Source organism: Corynebacterium atrinae (assembly GCF_030408455.1).
Lineage (GTDB): Bacteria > Actinomycetota > Actinomycetes > Mycobacteriales > Mycobacteriaceae > Corynebacterium > Corynebacterium atrinae.
Genome location: NZ_CP046977.1, coordinates 1004530 through 1024511 on the forward strand (window position 1 = coordinate 1004530; position 19982 = coordinate 1024511).

Below are 19982 nucleotides of genomic sequence, written 5' to 3' on the forward strand. Positions count from 1 at the left end.
GGAGCTTAGGCCTGCTTGATGCCCGAACCGTCGATCTGAATGGTGACCTGCTCGGAGACGAGCACGCCGCCGGAGGCCAGCGGGGCCTGGAAGTCGACGCCGAAGTCCTTGCGGTTGATCTTGGTGTTGGCTTCGAAGCCGACGCGGGTGTTGCCGAAGGGATCTTCCTCGACGCCGAAGATCTCCACGTCGAGGGTGACGGGCTTGGTTACGTCCTTGATGGTGAGGTCGCCGGTGACGGTGCTGCCATCGCCGTGGAGGTTGAAGGAGGTGGCGGCGAAGGTCATCTCGGGGAACTTCTCCACAGCGAAGAAGTCGTCGCCGCGGACGTGGCCGTCGCGGTCAGCGTTGCCGGTGTGGACGGAAGCGGTCTTGATGACGGCGACTGCGGAGTCATTGGCCGGGTTGGCTTCGTCGACGACGACGGTGGCCTCGAACTCATCGAAGTTGCCGCGCACCTTGGTCACCATGGCGTGGCGGGCGATGAAGGCGATGCTGGTGTGGGCGGGATCGAGGACCCAGGTACCGGTGAGGTTAGACATTGTGTTGCTCCTTTTAAGTGTGGTGTTTTCTCAAGTGCAGGAGCAACAATAGCGCGATGTGTATGACGTGTCAACAAGAAACTCGACATTAACGAAACCCCAGGCAGTAGGGGTTGACAACGATTATCAATCACGGTAGGCAAGGGGCTATGATTGTTGACATGGCTACTGAAACCCGCTGGCTCAATGACGAGGAACAGGCGTTCTGGCGCCTCATGCTCGCCGCCACGCGCAAGATTGATCGCGTGCTCGACGACACCTTGGAGGCCGTAAGCGGCGTCTCGGCCTCTGAATTTGCCGTCCTCGTCTCCATCTCCGAGGCCCCCGACCAGACCCTCCGCCTACGTGACCTGTGCAATTCACTCGATTGGGACCGCTCCCGCACGTCCCACCAGATCACCCGGATGGAACGTCGCGGCCTCGTGACCAAAAATAAGAGTGAATGCGATGCCCGAGGTGTCGAAGTCACCCTCACCGATGAAGGCCTCAAACGGCTCTCCGATGCCGCTCCCGACCACGTGGAAAGCGTGCGTCGCGTCGTCTTCGACCACATGACCCCGGAACAAATGACGGCGCTGACCTCATTCTGGAAGGGCGTGGTGGACGTAGATAACGTCATCGGACACTCCGGCATCTCCCCGGGATTGGGAGCCACATAGATCAGGGTGGATATCAGGGGCTCTCCCGATGTATTTGCCTCCCCGCTCCATCACAATGGAGTCATCAGCACAAAACGAGGCACAAGGAGCCCCAGATCATGACTAACGAACCCATCTACCAGCGTCGCCTTCACCGCTCGATCACCGACCGCTACGTCGCCGGCGTCCTCGGCGGCATCGCCGAAACCTACGGCTGGAACCCCACCCTGGTCCGCCTGCTTTTTGTCGCTTCCTTCTTGCTCCCCGGCCCGCAGGCCATTTTGTACCTGGTGGCCTGGATCCTCATGCCGGAGGCCTAAGCACTAGGCGCAACAACCGCCCGTTTCCCTTTGCTGGGGGACGGGCGGTTGTCTGTTACTCGCGGCTAGACGAAGAAGTCGCGCGTGGCGTTGGGGTGTTGCGCGAGCGGGGTGACCTCGATGTTCATGTACTTGTACATCGGGAAACCGCTGAGCACCTCCTGCAACTCATCGTTGCTCGCGACGTCATAAATTGAGTAGTTCGAATACTTGCCTACGACCCTCCAAATACCCTTCATCGTCCCTTTGGCCTGCAGGTTCCCAGAATATTCCTTCTCCCGGGCCTGGAAATCCGCCACCTGCTCCGGTGTCAAATTATCGGGGAATGACACATCCATGCGAGCAATAAACAGCACGTAAGATCCTCTCGCTTCGTGGGAATTGCTTATCGACGTCCGCCGCCCAGCAGTCCGCCGAGAATCTCACCGAATCCACCACCACCTCCGGTGGTGGCTTGAGTATTCCCGCTGCCGAGCACCTGCCCGAGGATCTGCTCCAACAGCCCACCTTGGGCACCGCCGCCTTGGGAGTTCTTGGTCAGCTGACCCGCCAACCACGACATTGCCAACGGCGCGAGGATGGGGATGAGCTTGTTCACCAGGCTGCTGCCTCCACTGCCCAGGCCACCGAGCTGGCTGACCACCTGCTCCTCCTGGGAGCCAAAAATATGGTGGGCAATCTTAGCGCCATCCTCGGTGTCGATGGCCTCCACATCGACCTCGCCTTCCACCAGTGAGGGATCGTGGCCATCCAGCGCCTTCTCCAAGGACTCCTTGCCGTTGGGATCTTGAGCATTGGCGCCCATTCCCATGAGCAGAGTCGGCACGATAGCTTCGGCTGCGGAGCGAACGTCGTCGGGGCTCTCGCCGAGCTGGTTGGCGATCTTGTCGATGGGCAAGCTGGACAGGAAACCGCTGATGTTGTTGGTCATGTCACAACCATAGTGGGAGTTACCGACATGGGGAAGGCTCTTGCCCCATGTCGGACTGCGCCCATCGGTTTTGGATATGGACTTCCGCGAACCGGTGAGCCAGTGCGATTAGCGTGCCGTATTTCGACCTTGGACGTGTCCCTGAGAGGAGTGCGGCCGATCGCGTTGTAGTTCGTCTAGGTGCTGGCACCGGTTACTCATTGGTGAGCGTGACCAACGACGCGCCAGAGCAAATGATCGGTGGATACTGGCCTCCCTCCAAATTCGGCCCTACACACGAACTGGCATGAAGGTTTGTGCTTGTGTCCGACGAGATCTTCGTGGGCGCTGCTTGAGTGATTCCCGGATGCCCAGGGGTTCAATGTGCGAGACTTATACTGACGACAAGCCTAGGCGAGATCGTGATGGGTGATGTATCACAAGTATTCCTCCAAGTCATCTATTCGTACTCGCGGTTAAACCGTCTTTTCCGCCAGGAAAGCCCAGCTTGTTCTTAAAACATTTAGCTCCGGTCTCGCGAGACCATCCATTACATCCCGGGAAACAGTAAAAGAATTGAAGGGACTATCTATGAAAAAAAGCCTCGTACTGGCGTCAATCATGGCTCCAATGCTCCTTATTGGAGTCGTAGCTTGTACACAAGGAAACGGTGGTGTCGAGTCAGAACCAACCACGACGATTGATGAGGAGGTCTCGAATGGCGCGACTGCTCAGCTTGGAGATCTAAGTAAAGGTGTGGAGGGGCAAGTAGGATTTCGACACGGCATGGACTGTACTGACGTTTCCGATTGTTCAATCAACTTTACTGTGGAATCGCTCGATCTGCTGGAGATGTGCGAAGGAACAGTTTTTGGCGAGCAGCCTTCAGGAACTCACCTCGTTAAAGCGACTGTTCTTCTGGAAACAAAGCCATCCGACTCTGACTATCGTCCTGGTGAATTCCCGATTTGGTCGGATTGGTCAGCATTGGACAAAGAAGGAATCAACCAAGAGCTTCCCCAGTCTTCTTGGTGTTCACCATCGACGCGTGAGCAAGCTTGGAGGGAAACGATGCAAGTCGGAGATACTGAACGGAGGGTTCACATTATGGATGTTCCTGATGGTGCTTCAAAGATTCGATTGACGGAAACCCTAAATGGTGCGAGGTGGGAATTCCCGGCTCCCGATGCGTCTGCAACGCGTGCCTCACTCGACGAGGTAGGTCCCGCGCAAGAGCCAGGCCCAACGCCCAATTTTGCTCACACGCCGGCGCCGGTCGCGCCAGCCCCTCGTCCAACTCCGGAAGCGTCTCCCGTTGTTGGTTTTACTGGAGCTCCTGGCGTAGAAGCACCTAGAGTTCTCGATAAGCAAGTCTCTCACTGTGGGGACCCTCAAATTCACCAAACCGGTACCACATTTTTCACCGATGGAACCTCTGGATGGACTGAGGTTTGTAGCAACCAGATGCTCCAGTAGTTGAATAGCTCGTGTTTTGCAAAGAGCCTCCAGAAATGAACGAATTTCAGATGTTTAACTGAGAAGGTTATCGGCACAGTAAAGGGTCTAGTCGCGCTGTGCCTTAGTGGGGATGGAGATCACCGAATAAAATGGGGATGCTAAATAGTGTAAAGAAGCTATCTAGGGAACTTCGGGTATCAATCTGTAGAGAACCATTGACCTAACAAGCTTTGTGCTGTGCATCTTTAATGGATCCTAGGACTTCACGTGTCCGCAATGGACTTTATAATTCCTCTAGATAAATGAATTCTGACATAGAGCTCGACGGTGCAATCGCAGGTAGTTTTCCCCTAAGGTATCGACTCTGCGGCATCTGACACTAAATCCTGTTCGGATATTTGCCGCCTTCATTAAGCTCGAATTTACTTCGAACAGTTTGCCAGTCGGCGATCCTGGCGGCGATCGACTGATATTTCGTTGCCGTCCGCCGCCAGTTGACTAGCAGACTATGCTAGCTGCAGTTTAGTCAGATTATTGATCTCTAGTGTTGTCGTAGACCGGTGTCTCCATACCTTCGTATCGAGCCTTGAGCTGCATGGACAGGTACCTCGAATAGTGCCGTGACTGATGGAGGTTACCGCCGTGGAACCACAGCCCGTCTACTGCCGTCGGCTTCCACATGTTCCGCAATTCACCTTCCCACGGGCCCGGATCCTTCGTGGTGTCCGAACCCAAGCCCCAGCACGGCCCGACTTGATCAGCGACTTCTTGGCTGATCAGTTGGGCGGCCCAGTTGTTCATGTTCCCGTACCCGGTGGCCAGGACGATGACGTCGGCAGGCAACTCGGTGCCGTCGGACAGCACTACGGAGCGCTCCCGGACTTCCTCGATGTTGACTCGCGAGCGAACCGGGATCTCTCCACTGGCGACGAGCTCGGAGGCACCGACATCGATGTAGTAGCCGGAACCGCGCCGCAGGTACTTGAGGAACAACCCCGAATCATCATCACCGAAGTCGAGGAGGAAACCTGCTTTCTCCAATCGATCGTAGAAGTCCTTATCGATCTCCCGGACCTTGTCAAAGGCTACCTTCTGTACCTCGGGCAGAACCTTGTACGGCCACGAAGCAAAGAGCAGGTCGGCGGTGTCGGTATCCACCCCGGCTTCCAGAGCTTCCTCGGAATACAGGGGCCCGAAAACCTCCTGCATGAGCGTCTCGGAACGCACGATGTGGGTCGAGGAGCGCTGAATCATCACCGGACGAGCACCGTTGTCATAGAGGTCCGCGCAGATGTCGTGGGCCGAGTTGTTCGCACCCAACACGACGACATCCTTATCCCGATCAACCTCACCTCCAGCATGCTCGGAAGAGTGTCGGATCTCCCCGTGGAAGCTATCCTCACCCGGCAGTGAGGGCCGGTTCGGCACACCTGACATCCCCGTCGCTAGGACAAGCTGAGCGGGATGGAGGGTCATCTCGGCGCCATCCCGATTAACGGTGACATCCCAGCGGTTCTCGGCCTCGTTGTAACTGGCTCGCACGCACTCCGTCCTCGTCCAGTAGTCCAAGTCCATGATTCCGACGTAGTGCTCGAGCCAGTCACCCATCTTGTCCTTAGGGGTGAACACGGGCCAGTCATCCGGGAAGGGCAGGTAAGGGAGGTGGTCGTACCAGACCGGATCGTGGAGGCAGAGTGAGTGGTAGCGACCGCGCCACTGGTCACCGGGGCGCGCGGCCTTGTCCAAAATGAGGGCGGGCACCCCCAGGCGCTTTAGTCGCGCACCCAGAGCGATGCCGCCCTGACCGCCTCCCACGATGAGAACATAGGGTTGCTCCGTCACCCCGAGTGCCTTCTGACGATCGAGTTTCTTGTCTGCCCAGTTCCGCTTGTCGGCGCTTTGCCCGTGCTCCGCACCCAGCGGACGACGCCGACCGCTCGGTTCTGGATATTCCCTCAACTCGCGCGCCGAGGTGAGCATGGTCCACGCCTTGCCGTTGCGAAGTCGCACGATGCCCGTGCAACGGAAGTCCTGGGAGTCGCAGGAGAACTTGACGCGCGTGACGCCGTTTCCCTCATCAACCGGGTCGCCGTCCAGGACGACATTGCTCAACCTGCTGGCGGGCCAGGTGGTGCGGATCATCCCCGCAATCTCTTCCGCCCCTTCGGCGGTGGTGATGTTCCAAGTGAAGGCGAGCAGATCACGCCAGTATCCCTCGGGTTCAAACAGCTCGCTTATTGCCGTGGCGGCGGTGGCAGCGTCAGAAGCTCCACCCGCCTGCTCCAAAGAGCGGAGCCACTCGGTTACGGTTTCCTTCACGTCGATGACGTTGGTCATGTCCAGCTCTCCTCATCGGTATCGTTCTGACCTCACCAATAGTGGCACAGGTTACAAAAGGAGGGTGGATAGATGTGCATCACGTTATCTTCTTGAAGTCGGAATTGGGGTGCTTGTCTCTAGGGGCTTAGCAGGGACGATGTATGGATCATGGTGTTGGTGGGGGACGCGAATGAAATAGCTTCCATGGGCAGTAAACGGGCGGTGGTGGTGCCCCTTCCGTGGATGTCGCAATGGTGTGTCGTCGCGGTTTGGGGGCTAGCATCTCAGTGCCGCGTGAGTTTCCTGTATGGAAAATGCTGGGTGTGGGTACCGTGGGGTTATGGAACTAGACCGACGCATGAATTCCCTGGTAGCGTTCTATTTCTCCAAAGGGGTGGCGCACGAATTCTCCAGAGGGGTGGCACACAAACCGCACGGTGACGAGGCAATCAGGGTTGTCTCCAAGCGCGCATATCGCGATTTGGCACGGACCCTTCGCGGGATTGGGTCGCACCCGTCAGCGGAAAGAATCAAGCGGAATGTCGAGGACAGCGTCCTCTCGTTCGTAGAGTCTTTGAAAGAAATTGGTGACCAGGACAGGTTCGACATCGCACACCAAGCCTGGTGCGAAGGCGTAGTAGAGATGGTCAACGCTGAAGAGCACCCTCAGCGTCCGACGTTCAAGTTCCATTACGGGCAAGCGCAGAAGTGGTTAAACATGACTCTCAAATATCTTGCAGGAGCGTGTCAAGTTGTTTGTGTGTGGGGCGTGATTATTAGAGGTAGGGCTCGAAGCGGTCCGGGTAGGCCACAGACATCTGGTTGATGGCCTGCTTCCAGTTCGTCACCCGCCTGCCCTCGATCAGCCGGCCACTGGTAGCCGCGACCCGTTTGCCCTGCTTAGCGCGCTTGGCGGCCCGTTTGTCCTCGATGTTGCAGATCATCAACCACAAGGTTTTGATCGCGGACTCATCGTTGGTAAACTGCACCCGATTCCGGGTGGCTTTGCGCAGCTCGTTGTTCATCGACTCAATCGAGTTCGTGGTGTAGATCACCTTCCGGGCCATGGGAGGAAACTCCAGGAACGGGATGAACCGGTCCCACGCATCGCGCCACACCTTGACTGACTGCGGGTACTTTTCCCCCAGCTCGGAGGCCTCGAACTCCGCCAACGCCGCCAGAGCGGTCTGCTCGGTGGGGGCGGTGTAGATCTTCTTCAGCTGGGCGGACACCGCTTTGCGATCTCCGTAGGCCACCCACCGGTTCGCTGCCCTGATCAGATGGACGACACAGGTCTGGACCATCGAATCCGGCCAGGTGGCTTCCACAGCCTCCGGCAGGCCCTTGAGCCCGTCGCAGCACACGATAAACACATCGTGTACGCCGCGGGTAGCGAGGTTGGCGCACACCTGGGCCCAGAACGAGGCTCCTTCCTCTTTCGCCAGCCAGATACCGAGGATGTGTTTGATCCCGTCCATGTCCACCCCGATAGCCAGGTACGCGGATTTGTTGACCACCCGGCCCCCGTCACGGACTTTGATGCGTAACGCATCGAGGAAGATCACGGGGTAGAACTCCTCGAGTTGGCGGTTCTGCCAGATCATCACCTCCTCGAGGACCGCATCGGTGATCGCGGAGATTGTTTCATGGGAGATGTCCACGCCCATGGCGGTGGCCATGTGGTGCTGGATGTCTCGGACGGTCATGCCACCGGCATAGAGACTGATGATCATGTCGTCGACGTCGGTCAGCCGGCGGGATCCTTTGGGCACCATTGTCGGCAGGAAGGATCCGTCACGGTCCCTGGGAACAGCGACATCGACCGGTCCGTAGTTTGAATCGACCCGCTTGGGGTAGGAACCGTTACGGGAATTGTTCTGACCAGCGGCTTCCTTGCTGTCCCGGTCACCGTGCTGGTAGCCGAGGTGGGCATCCATCTCGGCGTTGAGGCCGCGGTTGATCGAGGCCTGGAGCAGGCCCCGGACGAGATCGTTGGCATCCGTTGTGGAGGTGCCGAGCTCGTCGATCAGTTTCGCCATCTCAGGATTGGCCAGCAGCTTTTCCTCGATCGCTTTGATCTTTGCGGAGTCTTCTTGGTTTCGTCGTGCCACGGTAGTCATTCTGGTTCATCTCCTTGGTGTGAGGGGAATCCCTCACACACAAACCATCTGACACCCTCTCTTGCAGTTCTTGACCATTCCGCAATCGGGAAGGTTTACCAGTACCTTCACGCCCCTGTTGACCGCATTATCTACGATCGAGGGAAGGAGACTCTCGAGGTCACTCCTCCCAATGGTGCATGGTCGACACTCGGCGGTGCGGATTACCGTCAGTATCAGACTCAACTGCGGGAGGCCATCAAAGACAAGGCCTGGGACTGCGTGATGGATTGGGAAGCGGACGCGTGGACCAGTGAGGGTGAGGAACCAGCAGCCCAAGAGCCCTAACTGGCTCCAGCATGACATGATGGAGCAGAGAACCAACGGCAGCGTTTCGGTATCGATTCACTACCCCCCATAGTTCCACGTGAAGAACACCGCCAATGTCAGCTTTGAAGACTGAGGCACTCGGGAAGCAGTGTGACACAGAGGAAAATGAGTTCCTTTGCTCCCGCCGCATCGACCAGATTCGACCCACGTGAACCCGCACAAAAAAGGTCATGCCCCGAGCCATAGTAGGAACTATGTCTCGAGACATGACATTGTGCCCCCAGCAGTGTCTGATTCCGTGACATCGTTCCGCCCCACAAGGCCCTGATGTCTCACAACATAGTTCCGCATGCCCCACCCTCCCACGGGAGGAACACCATCGTGCCCAAGATCAGAAAAACAGATGTCCTGCGACATCGTTCCACCCACCACGAACACGCAGGGGGACGAGTCTCAAAAGACGCCACCGAAACGTCAAGGCCAGCTGCTAACAACCTTACAGCTCGGATCAGCAGATTCCTTGGCATCAGCGAAGATCAGCCAGGCTCAGGAGGCCGCCAGTGACGGCTTTGAAGACTGGGGCACCCGAAAAGTCGCAAGCATCAGCGGAGAAGAAGCTCCGTTACTCCCGCAGAATCAACCACATTCGACCCACCTGAACCCGCACAAAAAAGGTCATGCCCCGAGACAAAGTAGGAACTATGTCTCGAGACATGACATGGTGTCCCCGACAGGATTCGAACCTGCGACCTTTGGTACCGGAAACCAATGCTCTATCCACTGAGCTACGGAGACCCGTTGCACCCCGACGAGCGGTCGGGATAACAACGGTGAAATCTTAGCACCCGGTCTACGCCGGGGCCGAATCACCTACAAAAAACTGCGTAAGCAAACCTGGCGAAATCTAGTTCACGCCGGGGACGTCCGCTACGGGGGCGACGCCGGTGCGCAGGTAGGAGACGACGGCGTCGTCGACAGCCTGGTTGCCGGTGGCGACGTGGCCGTGGCCGTTGCCGTGGACGGTGATGACTTGGCTGCGCATCTGCTCGGCAAGCGTGTAGTGGTTTTGGTAGGGGGTCTGGGGGTCGCCGGTGGCTTGGATCTGCAGCGGGCGAGTGGCGAGCTGGGAACCGTCGGTGAGCTGGCGGCCGGAGTTGGGCTCGATGCCGGAGCAGCCGGCGCCGGAGGTGAACATGGCGTTGGGGGCGGTGAAGATGTCGCCGGTGACGTAGTTGGTCCAGGCGTAGCGGGGAACGTCGGCCAGGTTGGGAGTGGTGGTGTTTTCGTTGCACATGACCATGCGCTGCATTGCTGAAGTGTTCAACACGGCCAACTGCTGTTCCGGTGTGCCGGAGAGATCTTCGATGGTGGGGATCTCGGCGGTGCCGTTAATCATCTTGGCTAGTTGGTCCCAGGCACCGGGGTTGGGCAGGGACATGCGGGTGATGGACAAGGTGACGGAGCGAGACTGGTTCGCACCGGGGCGTACTGCCTGGGAGGAGAGGCCCTCGGAGGAGACGCGGGCGGGGCCGGTGGCGGTCATGGCGTCAGCTGCGAGTTGCCCGGCCCAGTCGAATCCCGGTGGGATGTCGCCGATCTGGGCGGGCGGCGGGACGACGGTGGGGTTGGTGCCGGCCTCGGAGACGACCTTGCGGGACCAGGATTGGTAGACGGCGAGGGGAGTGGTGCCCAGGCCGTAGGTGTCGTTGCGCTCGGCGACCCAGCCGAGGAAGTCATGGAGGCTGGACTCGAAGCCGCCCTGCTGGGTGCCCATGACACCGTTCCAGGCCAGGTTGGGGTCCATGCCAGAGTCGAGGACAACGCGGTCGGTGTGCTGGGGGTAGCGGGAGGCGTAGACGGAGCCCAAGTAGGTGCCGTAGCTCAGGCCCATGATGGAGATGCGGTCCTCGTTGAGGGCTTGTCGGACCCATTCCCAGTCGTTGGCGGTGTTGTCGGTGGTCAGCGATGCGGTGTAGCCGGGGGTCTTGATTTCGCAGGAGTCGCGGATGAAGGCACCCTGACGCAGGTGGGGGTCGGTGGGGCTGGTGTTGGCGGGCATCTCGGTGCAGTCGAGCGGGGTGGAGCCGGCGAGGCCGCGGGGTTGAACGGCGACGCGGTCCCACTCGGAGGTGATGCCGGTCGGCCAGGCGAAGACCTGGGGGTTGCCGAAGTAGGAGTAGGCGTCGCCGCCTGGGCCACCTGGGTTGCCGAAGAGCGTGCCGCGCTTGGCACCTGGGTTGGATGCGGGGACTTTGATGAAGCCCACGGAAATGGTCGCGCCGGCCGGATCGGAGTGGTACATGGGGACGTCGATACGCCCGCAGGTTGCGGCAGGATCGGTGACCTGCTCTGGGCACTCTTCCCAGGTGATGGGCTGGGCGGGGGCGGCATTGGCGGGAGCGGTGGCGATGGACAGTCCAGCTAGTCCGACAATGGCAGCGGCGAAAGCCGCGACTGGGCGCGATACGTTCATGGGTGGCGTCGTCTCTTCTCAGTTACGTGGCAGGTCCGCATCAGCTTAATTGCAAACTGGTTCCTCTTCTAGTCTTTTGCCCGCTAGTGGCCGGGGTAAGAATCTGTCGTGGGTGTGCATTACACTTATCCGCCATGACACCAGCTGACCTTTCCTCCCTGATCCGGGAGGTCGCCATCGGCGTGCTCGCCAGCCGCGACCTCGACACCTCTGTTCTGCCCGAGCAGGTGGTGGTCGAGCGTCCGCGCAACCCGGAGCATGGTGATTACGCGACGAACCTCGCGTTGCAGGTGGCAAAAAAGGTGGGGCAGAACCCGCGAGAGCTAGCCACGTGGCTGGCGGAGGCGCTGGCGGAGGATCCCGCGATTGAGGTCGCGGAGATTGCCGGGCCGGGCTTCCTTAACATTCGCCTGGCGGCCGCCGCGCAGGGCGAGGTCGTCGGTCGGATTCTCGCGGAGGGAGAGGCCTTCGGTTCTTCGGACCTGTATGCGGGGGAGAAGATCAACCTGGAGTTCGTCTCCGCTAACCCGACGGGACCGATTCACCTGGGCGGAACCCGCTGGGCAGCCGTTGGCGATTCCTTGGGGCGTGTCCTCACGGCTGCGGGAGCAGAGGTCACCCGCGAGTACTACTTCAACGATCACGGCGGGCAGATCGACCGCTTTGCCCGTTCCCTCGTGGCGGCCGCCAAGGGCGAGCCGACCCCGGAGGACGGCTACGGTGGCGCCTATATTGCGGAGATTGCTCGGGCGGTCGTCGATAAGCAGCCGCAGGCCCTGGAAGGGACTGCAGAACAAGTGCAGGAAACCTTCCGCGCGGAGGGCGTGGACATGATGTTCGCGCACATCCGCGAGTCGCTGCACGAGTTCGGGACTGACTTCGACGTGTTCTTCCACGAGAATTCGCTGTTCGAGTCCGGGGCCGTCGACCGGGCGGTGCAAACGCTCAAGGACAACGGCAACCTCTACGAGGCGGATAATGCCTGGTGGCTGCGGTCGACCGACTTCGGCGATGACAAGGACCGCGTGGTCATCAAATCCGACGGCGAGGCCGCGTACATCGCTGGTGACATCGCCTACGTCAAGGACAAGTTCGACCGCGGGCACACGCTGTGCATTTACATGCTCGGCGCGGATCACCACGGCTACATCGCTCGCCTCAAGGCTGCGGCGGCGGCGCTGGGCTATAACGCCGACCAGGTCGAGGTCATGATCGGGCAGATGGTCAACCTCGTCCGCGATGGCGAGGCCGTGCGCATGTCCAAGCGGGCGGGCACCATCATCACCCTCGATGACCTCGTGGAGGCCATCGGCATCGACGCTGCCCGCTACTCGCTCATCCGCTCCTCGGTCGATTCCTCCCTGGACATTGACCTGGCGCTGTGGGCATCGCAGTCCTCGGACAACCCCGTCTACTACGTCCAGTACGGCCACGCCCGCCTGTGCTCGATCGCCCGCAAAGCCGCCGAGCTGGGCCTGGATTATGACGGCGCCGATTTCTCCCTGCTCACCCACGAGCGCGAAGGCGACCTCATTCGCACCCTCGGTGAGTTCCCCGCCGTGGTGAAGGCGGCCGCTGAGCTGCGCGAACCGCACCGCGTTGCCCGCTACGCCGAGGAGCTGGCCGGAGTATTCCACCGCTTTTACGACAATTGCCAGATCCTGCCCAAGGCTGGCGAAGAGACGGAGCCGATCCATTCCGCGCGCCTCGCGCTCGCCGCCGCCACCCGCCAGACTTTGGCTAATGCTCTCGGCCTCGTGGGCGTGAACGCCCCGGAAAGAATGTAATGGCTGCCGCAGACTTCAACGAGCTCCCCGCGCACGTCTGGCCGCGCAACGCCCGCCGGGAAGAAGACGGCGTGGTCACCATCGCCGGGGTCCCGCTGCCGGAAATCGCCGAACAGTACGGCACGCCCGTCTTCGTCGTAGACGAGGATGATTTCCGCTCACGCTGCCAGGACATGGCGCGCGCCTTCGGTGGGCCCCAGCACGTGCACTATGCCTCGAAGGCGTTCCTCACCCGCGCGGTCGCCCGCTGGGTTGATGAGGAGGGCCTCAGTCTCGATGTCGCCTCGCACAATGAGCTGCAGATTGCCCTGCTGGCAGATTTCCCCGCCGAGCGGATCACGGCGCATGGCAATAACAAAGGTTCGGAGTTTCTCCGCGCCTGCGTGGTGGCCGGCGTTGGCCACGTCGTCCTCGATTCGGATGCGGAGTTGCGTGAGCTCAACGCCATCGCGGCTGAGGAGGGCCGGACGCAGCAGGTCATGATCCGCGTCAAGCCCGGCATCGAGGCCCACACCCACGAGGCGATTGCCACCAGCCACGAGGACCAGAAATTTGGCTTCTCCCTGGCTTCCGGGTCGGCATTCCGCGCGGCTGCGGCAGCCGTGGATGCCAGCAATCTCGACCTCGTTGGTCTGCACTGCCACGTCGGTTCGCAGGTCTTCGACGCCCGCGGTTTCACCGCCGCCGCCGACCGCGTCCTCGAGCTCTACTCGCGGATCCACGCCGAGCTCGGGGTCCAGCTGCCCGAACTCGACCTCGGTGGCGGCTACGGCATCGCCTACACCGCCGACGAGGAGCCCCTCGACGTCGACGACGTCGCCCACGACCTGCTCACCGCCGTGGCCAAGACTGCCGCCGAGCTGGGCATCGAGGCGCCCGCCGTCCTCGTCGAACCCGGCCGTGCCATCGCGGGCCCCGGTACCGTCACCGTCTACGAGGTCGGCACCGTCAAGGACGTCACCGTCGCCGAGGATGAGCAGCGCCGCTATCTCTCGGTCGACGGCGGCATGTCCGACAACATCCGCCCCGCCCTCTACGGTTCGCTGTATGACGCCCGCGTCGTCTCCCGTTTCACCGAGGGCACGGAGATCTCCTCCCGCCTGGTGGGATCGCACTGCGAATCCGGCGACATCCTCATCCGCGACGCCGCCTTCCCCGATGACATCGTCCCCGGCGATCTCGTCGCCCTGGCGGCCACCGGTGCCTACGCCTACGCCATGTCCAGCCGCTACAACGCCGTCAACCGGCCCGCGGTGGTCTCCGTGCGGGCCGGGAAGTCGAAGCTCATGCTGCGGCGCGAGACCGTCGAGGACTTCCTCGCCCTCGAGGGTTAACCCCGGCCGAGATAACTGGCCGGGGGAGTCAGCCGCTGCACGGCCAGGGTGATGATCTCGTCCGAGTATTCGCCCAGCTGCATGCTGCGGTGGAGGAGGACGCCCTCGTAGAAGGCGTCGAGAAGATAGGTCGTCTCGGCGTCGAAATGCTCCCGGATGACCTTGCGGCAGCGGTGCGTCCACTGCACCAGCACCATGCGGTGGCGGGGGCGTCGCAGCGACAGGGTGTAGAGCTCGCTGCCGAGGATCGTGCCGCGTCTCGACGCCGCCGAATCCGTCAGCATGTGCACCGTCGCCCTCCGGGCCGACTCGAGGGAATCCACCCCGTCGTAGTATTCCCGGAAGCGGGCCACCGACCGTTCGGCGAACACCTGGAAGGCGGCGCTGAGCAGCGCGTCCTTGTCGGCGAAGTGGTGGGTCACCGACCCGAGAGACACGTGCGCCCCCTCGGCGACCATGCGCATCGAGGTCCCGGCGACGCCGTGGATGACCAGGCAGTCGAGGGTCGCGTCGATGATGCGGTCGCGGTGACCGCCGTTGGCACCGGGAGGCTCGTGGGGTTCGTGGGGGTGTGGGGGCACGGCCGCCGAGTTTACGCTCCCGCCGCGGTCGCGGTGTTCCGGCGGGAGGGGCCGGAGAAGATCTTCCACAGGCCGAACAGGGCGACGATCGCCCACACGACCTCGGTGATCATCAGGCCCGGGTTGAACGGGGAGATCGCGGTGTAGGTGAAACCGAGGGCGCCGAGGAAATTGAGCGTCTGGTACAGCACCGACTTGGAGGTGACGAAGCCGAAGTTGAGCAGTCCGTAACCGAGCACGAACAGGATGCCGGCGACGATGCCGATTTCATAGGAGAATTCCATGGGAGTGGTCCTTTACGTGAGGAAGTGGTCGTGGCCGGATCAGGAGGCGGCGGGGGTCTGCTCGGGCGTGGCGGCGGCGCGTCGGCGGCTGAGGAAGATCTTGATGATGCCGTAGAGGCCGAGCAGTGACCAGATCAGCTCCGTCCAGAACACACCCGCGTTGAAGGGGTTGGCGGCGGAGAGGGTGAGAAAACCCGCGCCGACGAAGTTGAGGACCTGGTACGGGTAGTCGGCGGTGGTCCATTTGCCGAGGTTGAGCATCGCGAAGGCGAACAACAGCGCGACGGATGCGATGAGACCGAAGATGACCATGGCTGACATGGTGGGCAGAGCCTTTCGTGTAATGACTGGGGGATATGTGGTCCCGAGCTGCTTCTCCGGTAGCGACGGCGGCGGGCCTGTGACGGTGGCCTGCCCCGCTGGGTGACACAGGCCTGATGCTAGACCCGGCGCGGGAACGGGGGAAGTTCACTGACCGAACAGTCGTCTGGTCCTGCAGTTCAGGCGGTTTTTGCGCGGGCAGAACGACTGTTCTTCCCCCGCGATCAATGGTCATCTATTATCGTTGCAAGAGGAAACACCGGCGAGAGGCTTCGCGGGAGTTTCACCTCGCAGAACACCGACATCTCCGGCGGTGGCCCGCGAGACACATCCCCGCCCTCGGTGGACCCGTGACACCGCCGTCGGCCCCGACCTCAGGAGTACCCATGTCAGGCGCACCAGCCGGCGTTGACATCAACACCCACGACTGGAACAGGTATGTTCCCCCGGGCCGGAAACGGGCCCCCTTCTTCCGGTACATCCGCATCAACCTGCCCCGGCTGACCAAGGCGGTCATCCTCGGGGTCATGGCCCTGCTGGCCTTCTGCGCCGGCACCGTCGCACTGAGCGACCACCTCCCGTTCGTCGGCGGCGACATCGCGCTGTGGCTCGTGGTGGCACTCGCGGTCATCTTCGTACTCGTCGGCCTGGTGACGAAGGCCCGCATCTGGGACTACGGCATGGTCCCCGCCTTCGGCGCCCTCATCGCCTACGGCGGCGGGCTCTTCGGCACCGCGCCCTATGTGTGGAACGGCGCCAGCGTCCACCTGGCGGCCGCCTGGAACACCATGATGCTGTGCGGGCTCGCCTACCTGATCATCCGATGGGCCCTGGCCTACGGCATCCTCGTCGCCTACCCGGACGACCAGGGTTTCGTGGACTGACGGCGGACAACAACCAAGGAGACACCCATCATGCTCACCGACTTCCCCGTCTGGCTCCGCATCGAGCACTTCGTCAACATCCTCTTCATCACCCTGTTCATTCGCAGCGGCATCGAGATCCTGGGCACCTTCCCCAAGCTCCACCGGTCGGTCCACTCCCCGCTGGGCGGCCAGTGGGCCCAGTTCACCATCAAGGAGAAACGCAAGCGCAAGTACTTCCCCGTCTCCGGTGAATACGACGACTACAGCCCCATCGTCTCGCTCCCCGGACACGGCGACCTCGGCCAGGGCCGCTACTGGCACTTCATCTCCGTCATCTGCTGGGTCCTGCTCATGGCCGCCTACTGGATCCTCCTGGCGGTCACCGGCCAGTGGCGCCGCTACTGGCCCGAGGACCTCGGCGTGTTCGCCGAGGCCTGGGACAACCTCATCCAGTACCTCGCCTTCCAGGTCCCGCCCGCCATGGACGGCTACCCCTTCAACGCCATCCAGCAGCTGTCCTACGGCTTCGTGATCCTCATCCTCCCGCTGTGGATGATCATCACCGGCGCATTCCAGTCCCCGGCCATCAACAACCACTTCCCGCGGATCTCCCGGGCACTCGGCGGCCGCCAGGTCATCCGGACCCTCCACTTCTGGGGACTCATCGCCTACGTCGTGTTCATCCTCATCCACGTGGGCATGGTCATCCTCCACGGCTACGGCCACGAGGTGTCCAAGATGGTCTTCGGCCACGCCGACCGCCCCGTCGCCGGCGGTGTCATCTTCACCATCGGCCTGGTGTTCATCGTCTTCGTCCACATCTGGGCGACCATGACCTCCACCAACCGGCCGCGGGTCATCGAACGGCTCCACAACGTCCTGGTCCGCCCGCTCACCCGCGCGCTGCGGAAGCTGCCCTCCCGCCAGCACCTCTACACCTCCGACGACGTCACCCCGGCACCGCACCACCGTGCCTCCGGCATGCCGCCGTCCACCGAGGCCTACATGGCCATGGTGTGCAACGGCTACGAGGACGACTACGTCCTGGAGATCGGCGGGTTCGTCGAAAAGCCCATGCGCCTGACCCTCCAGGATCTGCGGGAGATCGCCGACGGTCATTCCCAGACCACCATCCACCACTGCGTCCAGGGGTTCTCCTCCGTGGGCAAGTGGGACGGTGTCCCCCTGGCCACCCTGCTCGAGCTGGTCACCCCGCTGGACGGCGCCACGGACGTGGTGGTGCACAGTTTCCAGAACATGACCCGCGACGACGACTCCTACAACGGCTCCTACTACTACGAGACGATGCCCATGGACGAGGCCGTGCAGCCGCAGACCCTCATCGCCATCGGCTACGACGGCGACGAGCTGCCCATCAAGAACGGCGCCCCGATGCGCCTGCGACTGGAGACCTCCACCGGTTTCCGCTCCGCCAAGTGGCTCGACCGTATCGAGGTGGTCAACCGCTTCGACATCATCGGCAACGGCAAGGGTGGCTTCTTCGAGGACACCGACAGCTACGACCGGCTTCAGACCCTCTAGGAGGCAGCCACCATGTCACGAGCTCTCTACCAGGACATCCACCTGTCCGACGACCAGATCGACCGGGTCCGCACCTACCTCCGGGCCGTCAACTTCCACCTGCCCGGTGCCACCTGCGAGGACTTCCGCATCAACCCCCGCGCCCGCTACCTGGGATACATGTTCCAGGCGGAGGACCTCGAGTCCTACGGCGTCGGCCTGGCGTGCACCGCACCCGGGATGGAGAACCAGAACACCTTCATCCGGATGAGCCGCGGGCAGCTGCTCGGCGAGGCGGGCTCCCCGGTCCTCCCGGTCAACGAGCCGGTGCTCGGTGCCGAGGCGATGACCCTCAACCGCTTCTATGACACCCCCGGTGGCCCGACCCGCCACGGCATCGACACCTACAGCGCCGACGCCGGCCTGCCCGGCGCCGACATGGATCTGACGATGATCGAGACCCAGCTGTCCGACATCGTCGCCTTCCACAACGGCCAGCCGGTGCCGGGGGAACAGGAGATCCTCGACCTCAAGATCTTCTGGGGCACCCTGCTCGCCGGCCGCTTCGCCCGCCTGCGCCACTTCGCCGCCGACGGCCGGCTGTCCCCGGAGCAGGCGGCCCGACTGGACCGGCTGGAGTCCGCCATCAACTCCGTCCGGGAGATCCTCGTCGCCCTGGACCTGCCGACCCTGGAGACCCTCGAGACCACCCCGGTCGTCGACGGATAACCGCCGGTCGGGCGGGGAGGTAGGCCACCCTTGTACTGAGCACCCGGAAAGCTTTGTCTAAGGTGGGAGCGGATAACCGTGAACACCAGCGAACACCACAGTCTGTACAAAGGGGACGACATGGCCGACTCGGCAACGAAGCAGCCCACCTACAACCCCGGCAAGGGAGCCGGCGAGCCGGTCGGCGTCGCCATTCTCGGCCTCGGCACCGTCGGCACGGAGGTGCTCCGCCTCATGGGCGAGCACCACGACGCCTTCGCCCACCGCGTCGGCGGCCCCCTGGAGATCAAGGGCGTGGCCGTCTCCGACCTGGAGAAGCGCCGAGAGGGTGTGGACCGTGAGCTGCTCACCGACGACGCCATGTCCCTGATCACCCGCGACGACGTGGACATCGTCGTCGAGGTCATCGGCGGCATCGACTACCCGCGCCGTCTCGTGCTCGCTGCGCTCAACGCCGGCAAGTCCGTCGTCACCGCCAACAAGGCCCTCGTCGCCGCCCACGCCGACGAGCTGGCCGAGGCCGCCGACGCCGCCAACGTCGACCTCTACTTCGAGGCCGCCGTCGCCGCCGCCATCCCGGTGGTCGGCATGCTGCGCCGCTCGCTGGCCGGCGACCAGGTCGTGCGGATCTCCGGCATCGTCAACGGCACCACCAACTTCATCCTCGACGCCATGGAGTCCACCGGCGCCTCCTACGATGACGCACTCGCCGAGGCCACCCGCCTGGGCTACGCGGAGGCCGACCCGACCGCCGACGTCGAGGGCCACGACGCCGCCTCCAAGGCAGCCATCCTCGCCTCCCTCGGTTTCCACACCCGCGTGAAGTTCGACGACGTCAGCTGCGAGGGCATCACCAACGTCACCGCCGCCGACATCGAGGCCGCCCGTAACGCCGGCTACGTGATCAAGCTGCTGGCCATCTGTGAGCGCATCACCGACGCTCAGGGTGCGGAGGCGGTCTCCGCCCGCGTCCACCCGACCCTCGTGCCGCTCGAGCACCCGCTGGCCAGCGTCAACGAGTCCTACAACGCCATCTTCGTCGAGGCCGAGGCAGCCGGCCGTCTCATGTTCTACGGCAACGGCGCAGGCGGTAACCCCACCGCCTCCGCCGTGCTCGGTGACCTCGTCGGCGCCGCCCGCAACAAGGTCCACGGCGGCCGCGCCCCGGGTGAGAACACCTACGCCAACCTGCCCGTCGCCGACGGTGGTGACGTGCTCACCCGCTACCACATCGACATGGAGGTCGAGGACCGGACCGGTGTCCTCGCCGAGCTGGCCGCCACCTTCGCCGCCCGTGGCATCTCGCTCAAGACCATCCGCCAGGAGGAGTCCGGGGATGACGCCCGCCTCATCGTGGTCACCCACAGCGCCCGCGAGGCCGATCTGGCCGCCACCGTCGAGGAGCTGAAGACCTCGCCCGCCGTCAAGGCCGTCGACAGCGTCATCCGCCTCTTCTAAGACAGGAGCACA

19 protein-coding genes and 1 tRNA gene are annotated in these 19982 nt (G+C 62.3%); 9 read left to right on the forward strand and 11 right to left on the reverse strand.

Going from position 1 to position 19982, the window contains the following annotated elements; genetic code table 11:
- Positions 1-5: 5 nt before the first annotated feature.
- A complete protein-coding gene (locus tag CATRI_RS05050; protein ID WP_290220307.1) occupies positions 6-542 on the reverse strand; it encodes a YceI family protein in 537 nt (178 codons plus the stop codon).
- A 161-nt stretch (positions 543-703) separates the two neighbouring features.
- Between CATRI_RS05050 and CATRI_RS05055 the strand changes: the two genes are divergently transcribed.
- Both CATRI_RS05055 and CATRI_RS05060 read left to right on the forward strand, forming a co-directional pair.
- Positions 704-1201: a MarR family winged helix-turn-helix transcriptional regulator gene (locus tag CATRI_RS05055; RefSeq protein ID WP_047254236.1), complete on the forward strand. Its 498-nt coding sequence runs from the start codon at positions 704-706 to the stop codon at positions 1199-1201.
- Positions 1202-1299: 98 nt separating this feature from the next.
- Entirely contained in the window at positions 1300-1500 is a 201-nt protein-coding gene (locus CATRI_RS05060) for a PspC domain-containing protein (protein WP_047252828.1), read from the forward strand.
- A gap of 65 nt (positions 1501-1565) precedes the next feature.
- Here CATRI_RS05060 and catC read toward each other — a convergent pair whose 3' ends face one another.
- Together catC and CATRI_RS05070 are read right to left on the reverse strand one after the other, a co-directional pair.
- Positions 1566-1856: a muconolactone Delta-isomerase gene (catC, locus tag CATRI_RS05065; protein ID WP_290220311.1), complete on the reverse strand. Its 291-nt coding sequence runs from the start codon at positions 1854-1856 to the stop codon at positions 1566-1568.
- A 29-nt stretch (positions 1857-1885) separates the two neighbouring features.
- Positions 1886-2431, reverse strand: coding sequence for a DUF937 domain-containing protein (locus CATRI_RS05070; RefSeq protein WP_290220313.1), 546 nt, complete (start codon positions 2429-2431; stop codon positions 1886-1888).
- A 570-nt stretch (positions 2432-3001) separates the two neighbouring features.
- Here CATRI_RS05070 and CATRI_RS05075 point away from each other — a divergent pair.
- Complete coding sequence (locus tag CATRI_RS05075; RefSeq protein ID WP_144413227.1) at positions 3002-3886, forward strand: hypothetical protein; 885 nt, start codon at positions 3002-3004, stop codon at positions 3884-3886.
- Positions 3887-4399: 513 nt separating this feature from the next.
- On the opposite strand, the gene CATRI_RS05080 is transcribed toward CATRI_RS05075, so the two are convergent.
- The 5 genes from CATRI_RS05080 to CATRI_RS05100 form a co-directional block, all read right to left on the reverse strand.
- Entirely contained in the window at positions 4400-6205 is a 1806-nt protein-coding gene (locus tag CATRI_RS05080; protein WP_290220315.1) for an NAD(P)-binding domain-containing protein, read from the reverse strand.
- A 499-nt stretch (positions 6206-6704) separates the two neighbouring features.
- Entirely contained in the window at positions 6705-6878 is a 174-nt protein-coding gene (locus tag CATRI_RS05085) for a hypothetical protein (protein WP_290220316.1), read from the reverse strand.
- Between the two features lie 85 nt (positions 6879-6963).
- Positions 6964-8307, reverse strand: a complete 1344-nt coding sequence (locus CATRI_RS05090) for an IS256 family transposase (protein ID WP_290220318.1) — start codon at positions 8305-8307, stop codon at positions 6964-6966.
- Positions 8308-9335: 1028 nt separating this feature from the next.
- Positions 9336-9411 (reverse strand) — tRNA-Arg (locus CATRI_RS05095).
- A gap of 109 nt (positions 9412-9520) precedes the next feature.
- Positions 9521-11089 (reverse strand): alpha/beta hydrolase, encoded by a 1569-nt coding sequence (locus CATRI_RS05100; protein WP_290220320.1) that lies wholly within the window; start codon positions 11087-11089, stop codon positions 9521-9523.
- Positions 11090-11223: 134 nt separating this feature from the next.
- Here CATRI_RS05100 and argS point away from each other — a divergent pair, with 134 nt between their 5' ends.
- Together argS and lysA are read left to right on the forward strand one after the other, a co-directional pair.
- Positions 11224-12876 carry an arginine--tRNA ligase gene (argS, locus tag CATRI_RS05105; RefSeq protein WP_290220322.1) on the forward strand — a complete coding sequence of 551 codons (1653 nt, stop codon included), beginning with the start codon at positions 11224-11226 and terminating at the stop codon, positions 12874-12876.
- Positions 12876-14210, forward strand: a complete 1335-nt coding sequence (gene lysA, locus CATRI_RS05110; protein WP_290220323.1) for a diaminopimelate decarboxylase — start codon at positions 12876-12878, stop codon at positions 14208-14210. Before argS ends, lysA begins: the two co-directional genes overlap by 1 nt.
- Here the strand turns inward: lysA and CATRI_RS05115 are convergent.
- The 3 genes from CATRI_RS05115 to CATRI_RS05125 are packed head-to-tail and all read right to left on the reverse strand — an operon-like array spanning position 14207 to position 15387.
- Positions 14207-14791: a TetR/AcrR family transcriptional regulator gene (locus tag CATRI_RS05115; protein WP_290220324.1), complete on the reverse strand. Its 585-nt coding sequence runs from the start codon at positions 14789-14791 to the stop codon at positions 14207-14209. The two genes, lysA and CATRI_RS05115, sit on opposite strands and share 4 nt — an antisense overlap.
- 11 nt (positions 14792-14802) lie before the next feature.
- Entirely contained in the window at positions 14803-15075 is a 273-nt protein-coding gene (locus tag CATRI_RS05120) for a CBU_0592 family membrane protein (protein WP_290220325.1), read from the reverse strand.
- 39 nt (positions 15076-15114) lie between these two features.
- A complete protein-coding gene (locus CATRI_RS05125) occupies positions 15115-15387 on the reverse strand; it encodes a CBU_0592 family membrane protein (RefSeq protein ID WP_290220326.1) in 273 nt (90 codons plus the stop codon).
- Positions 15388-15782: 395 nt separating this feature from the next.
- Here CATRI_RS05125 and CATRI_RS05130 point away from each other — a divergent pair, with 395 nt between their 5' ends.
- From CATRI_RS05130 to CATRI_RS05145, 4 genes are all read left to right on the forward strand, one after another.
- Positions 15783-16280 (forward strand): hypothetical protein, encoded by a 498-nt coding sequence (locus tag CATRI_RS05130; RefSeq protein WP_290220329.1) that lies wholly within the window; start codon positions 15783-15785, stop codon positions 16278-16280.
- A gap of 30 nt (positions 16281-16310) precedes the next feature.
- Positions 16311-17804, forward strand: a complete 1494-nt coding sequence (locus CATRI_RS05135; protein ID WP_290220330.1) for a molybdopterin-dependent oxidoreductase — start codon at positions 16311-16313, stop codon at positions 17802-17804.
- Positions 17805-17816: 12 nt separating this feature from the next.
- Entirely contained in the window at positions 17817-18512 is a 696-nt protein-coding gene (locus CATRI_RS05140) for a hypothetical protein (protein ID WP_290220331.1), read from the forward strand.
- A 120-nt stretch (positions 18513-18632) separates the two neighbouring features.
- Complete coding sequence (locus tag CATRI_RS05145; protein WP_290220971.1) at positions 18633-19970, forward strand: homoserine dehydrogenase; 1338 nt, start codon at positions 18633-18635, stop codon at positions 19968-19970.
- The last annotated feature ends 12 nt before the right edge of the window (positions 19971-19982 follow it).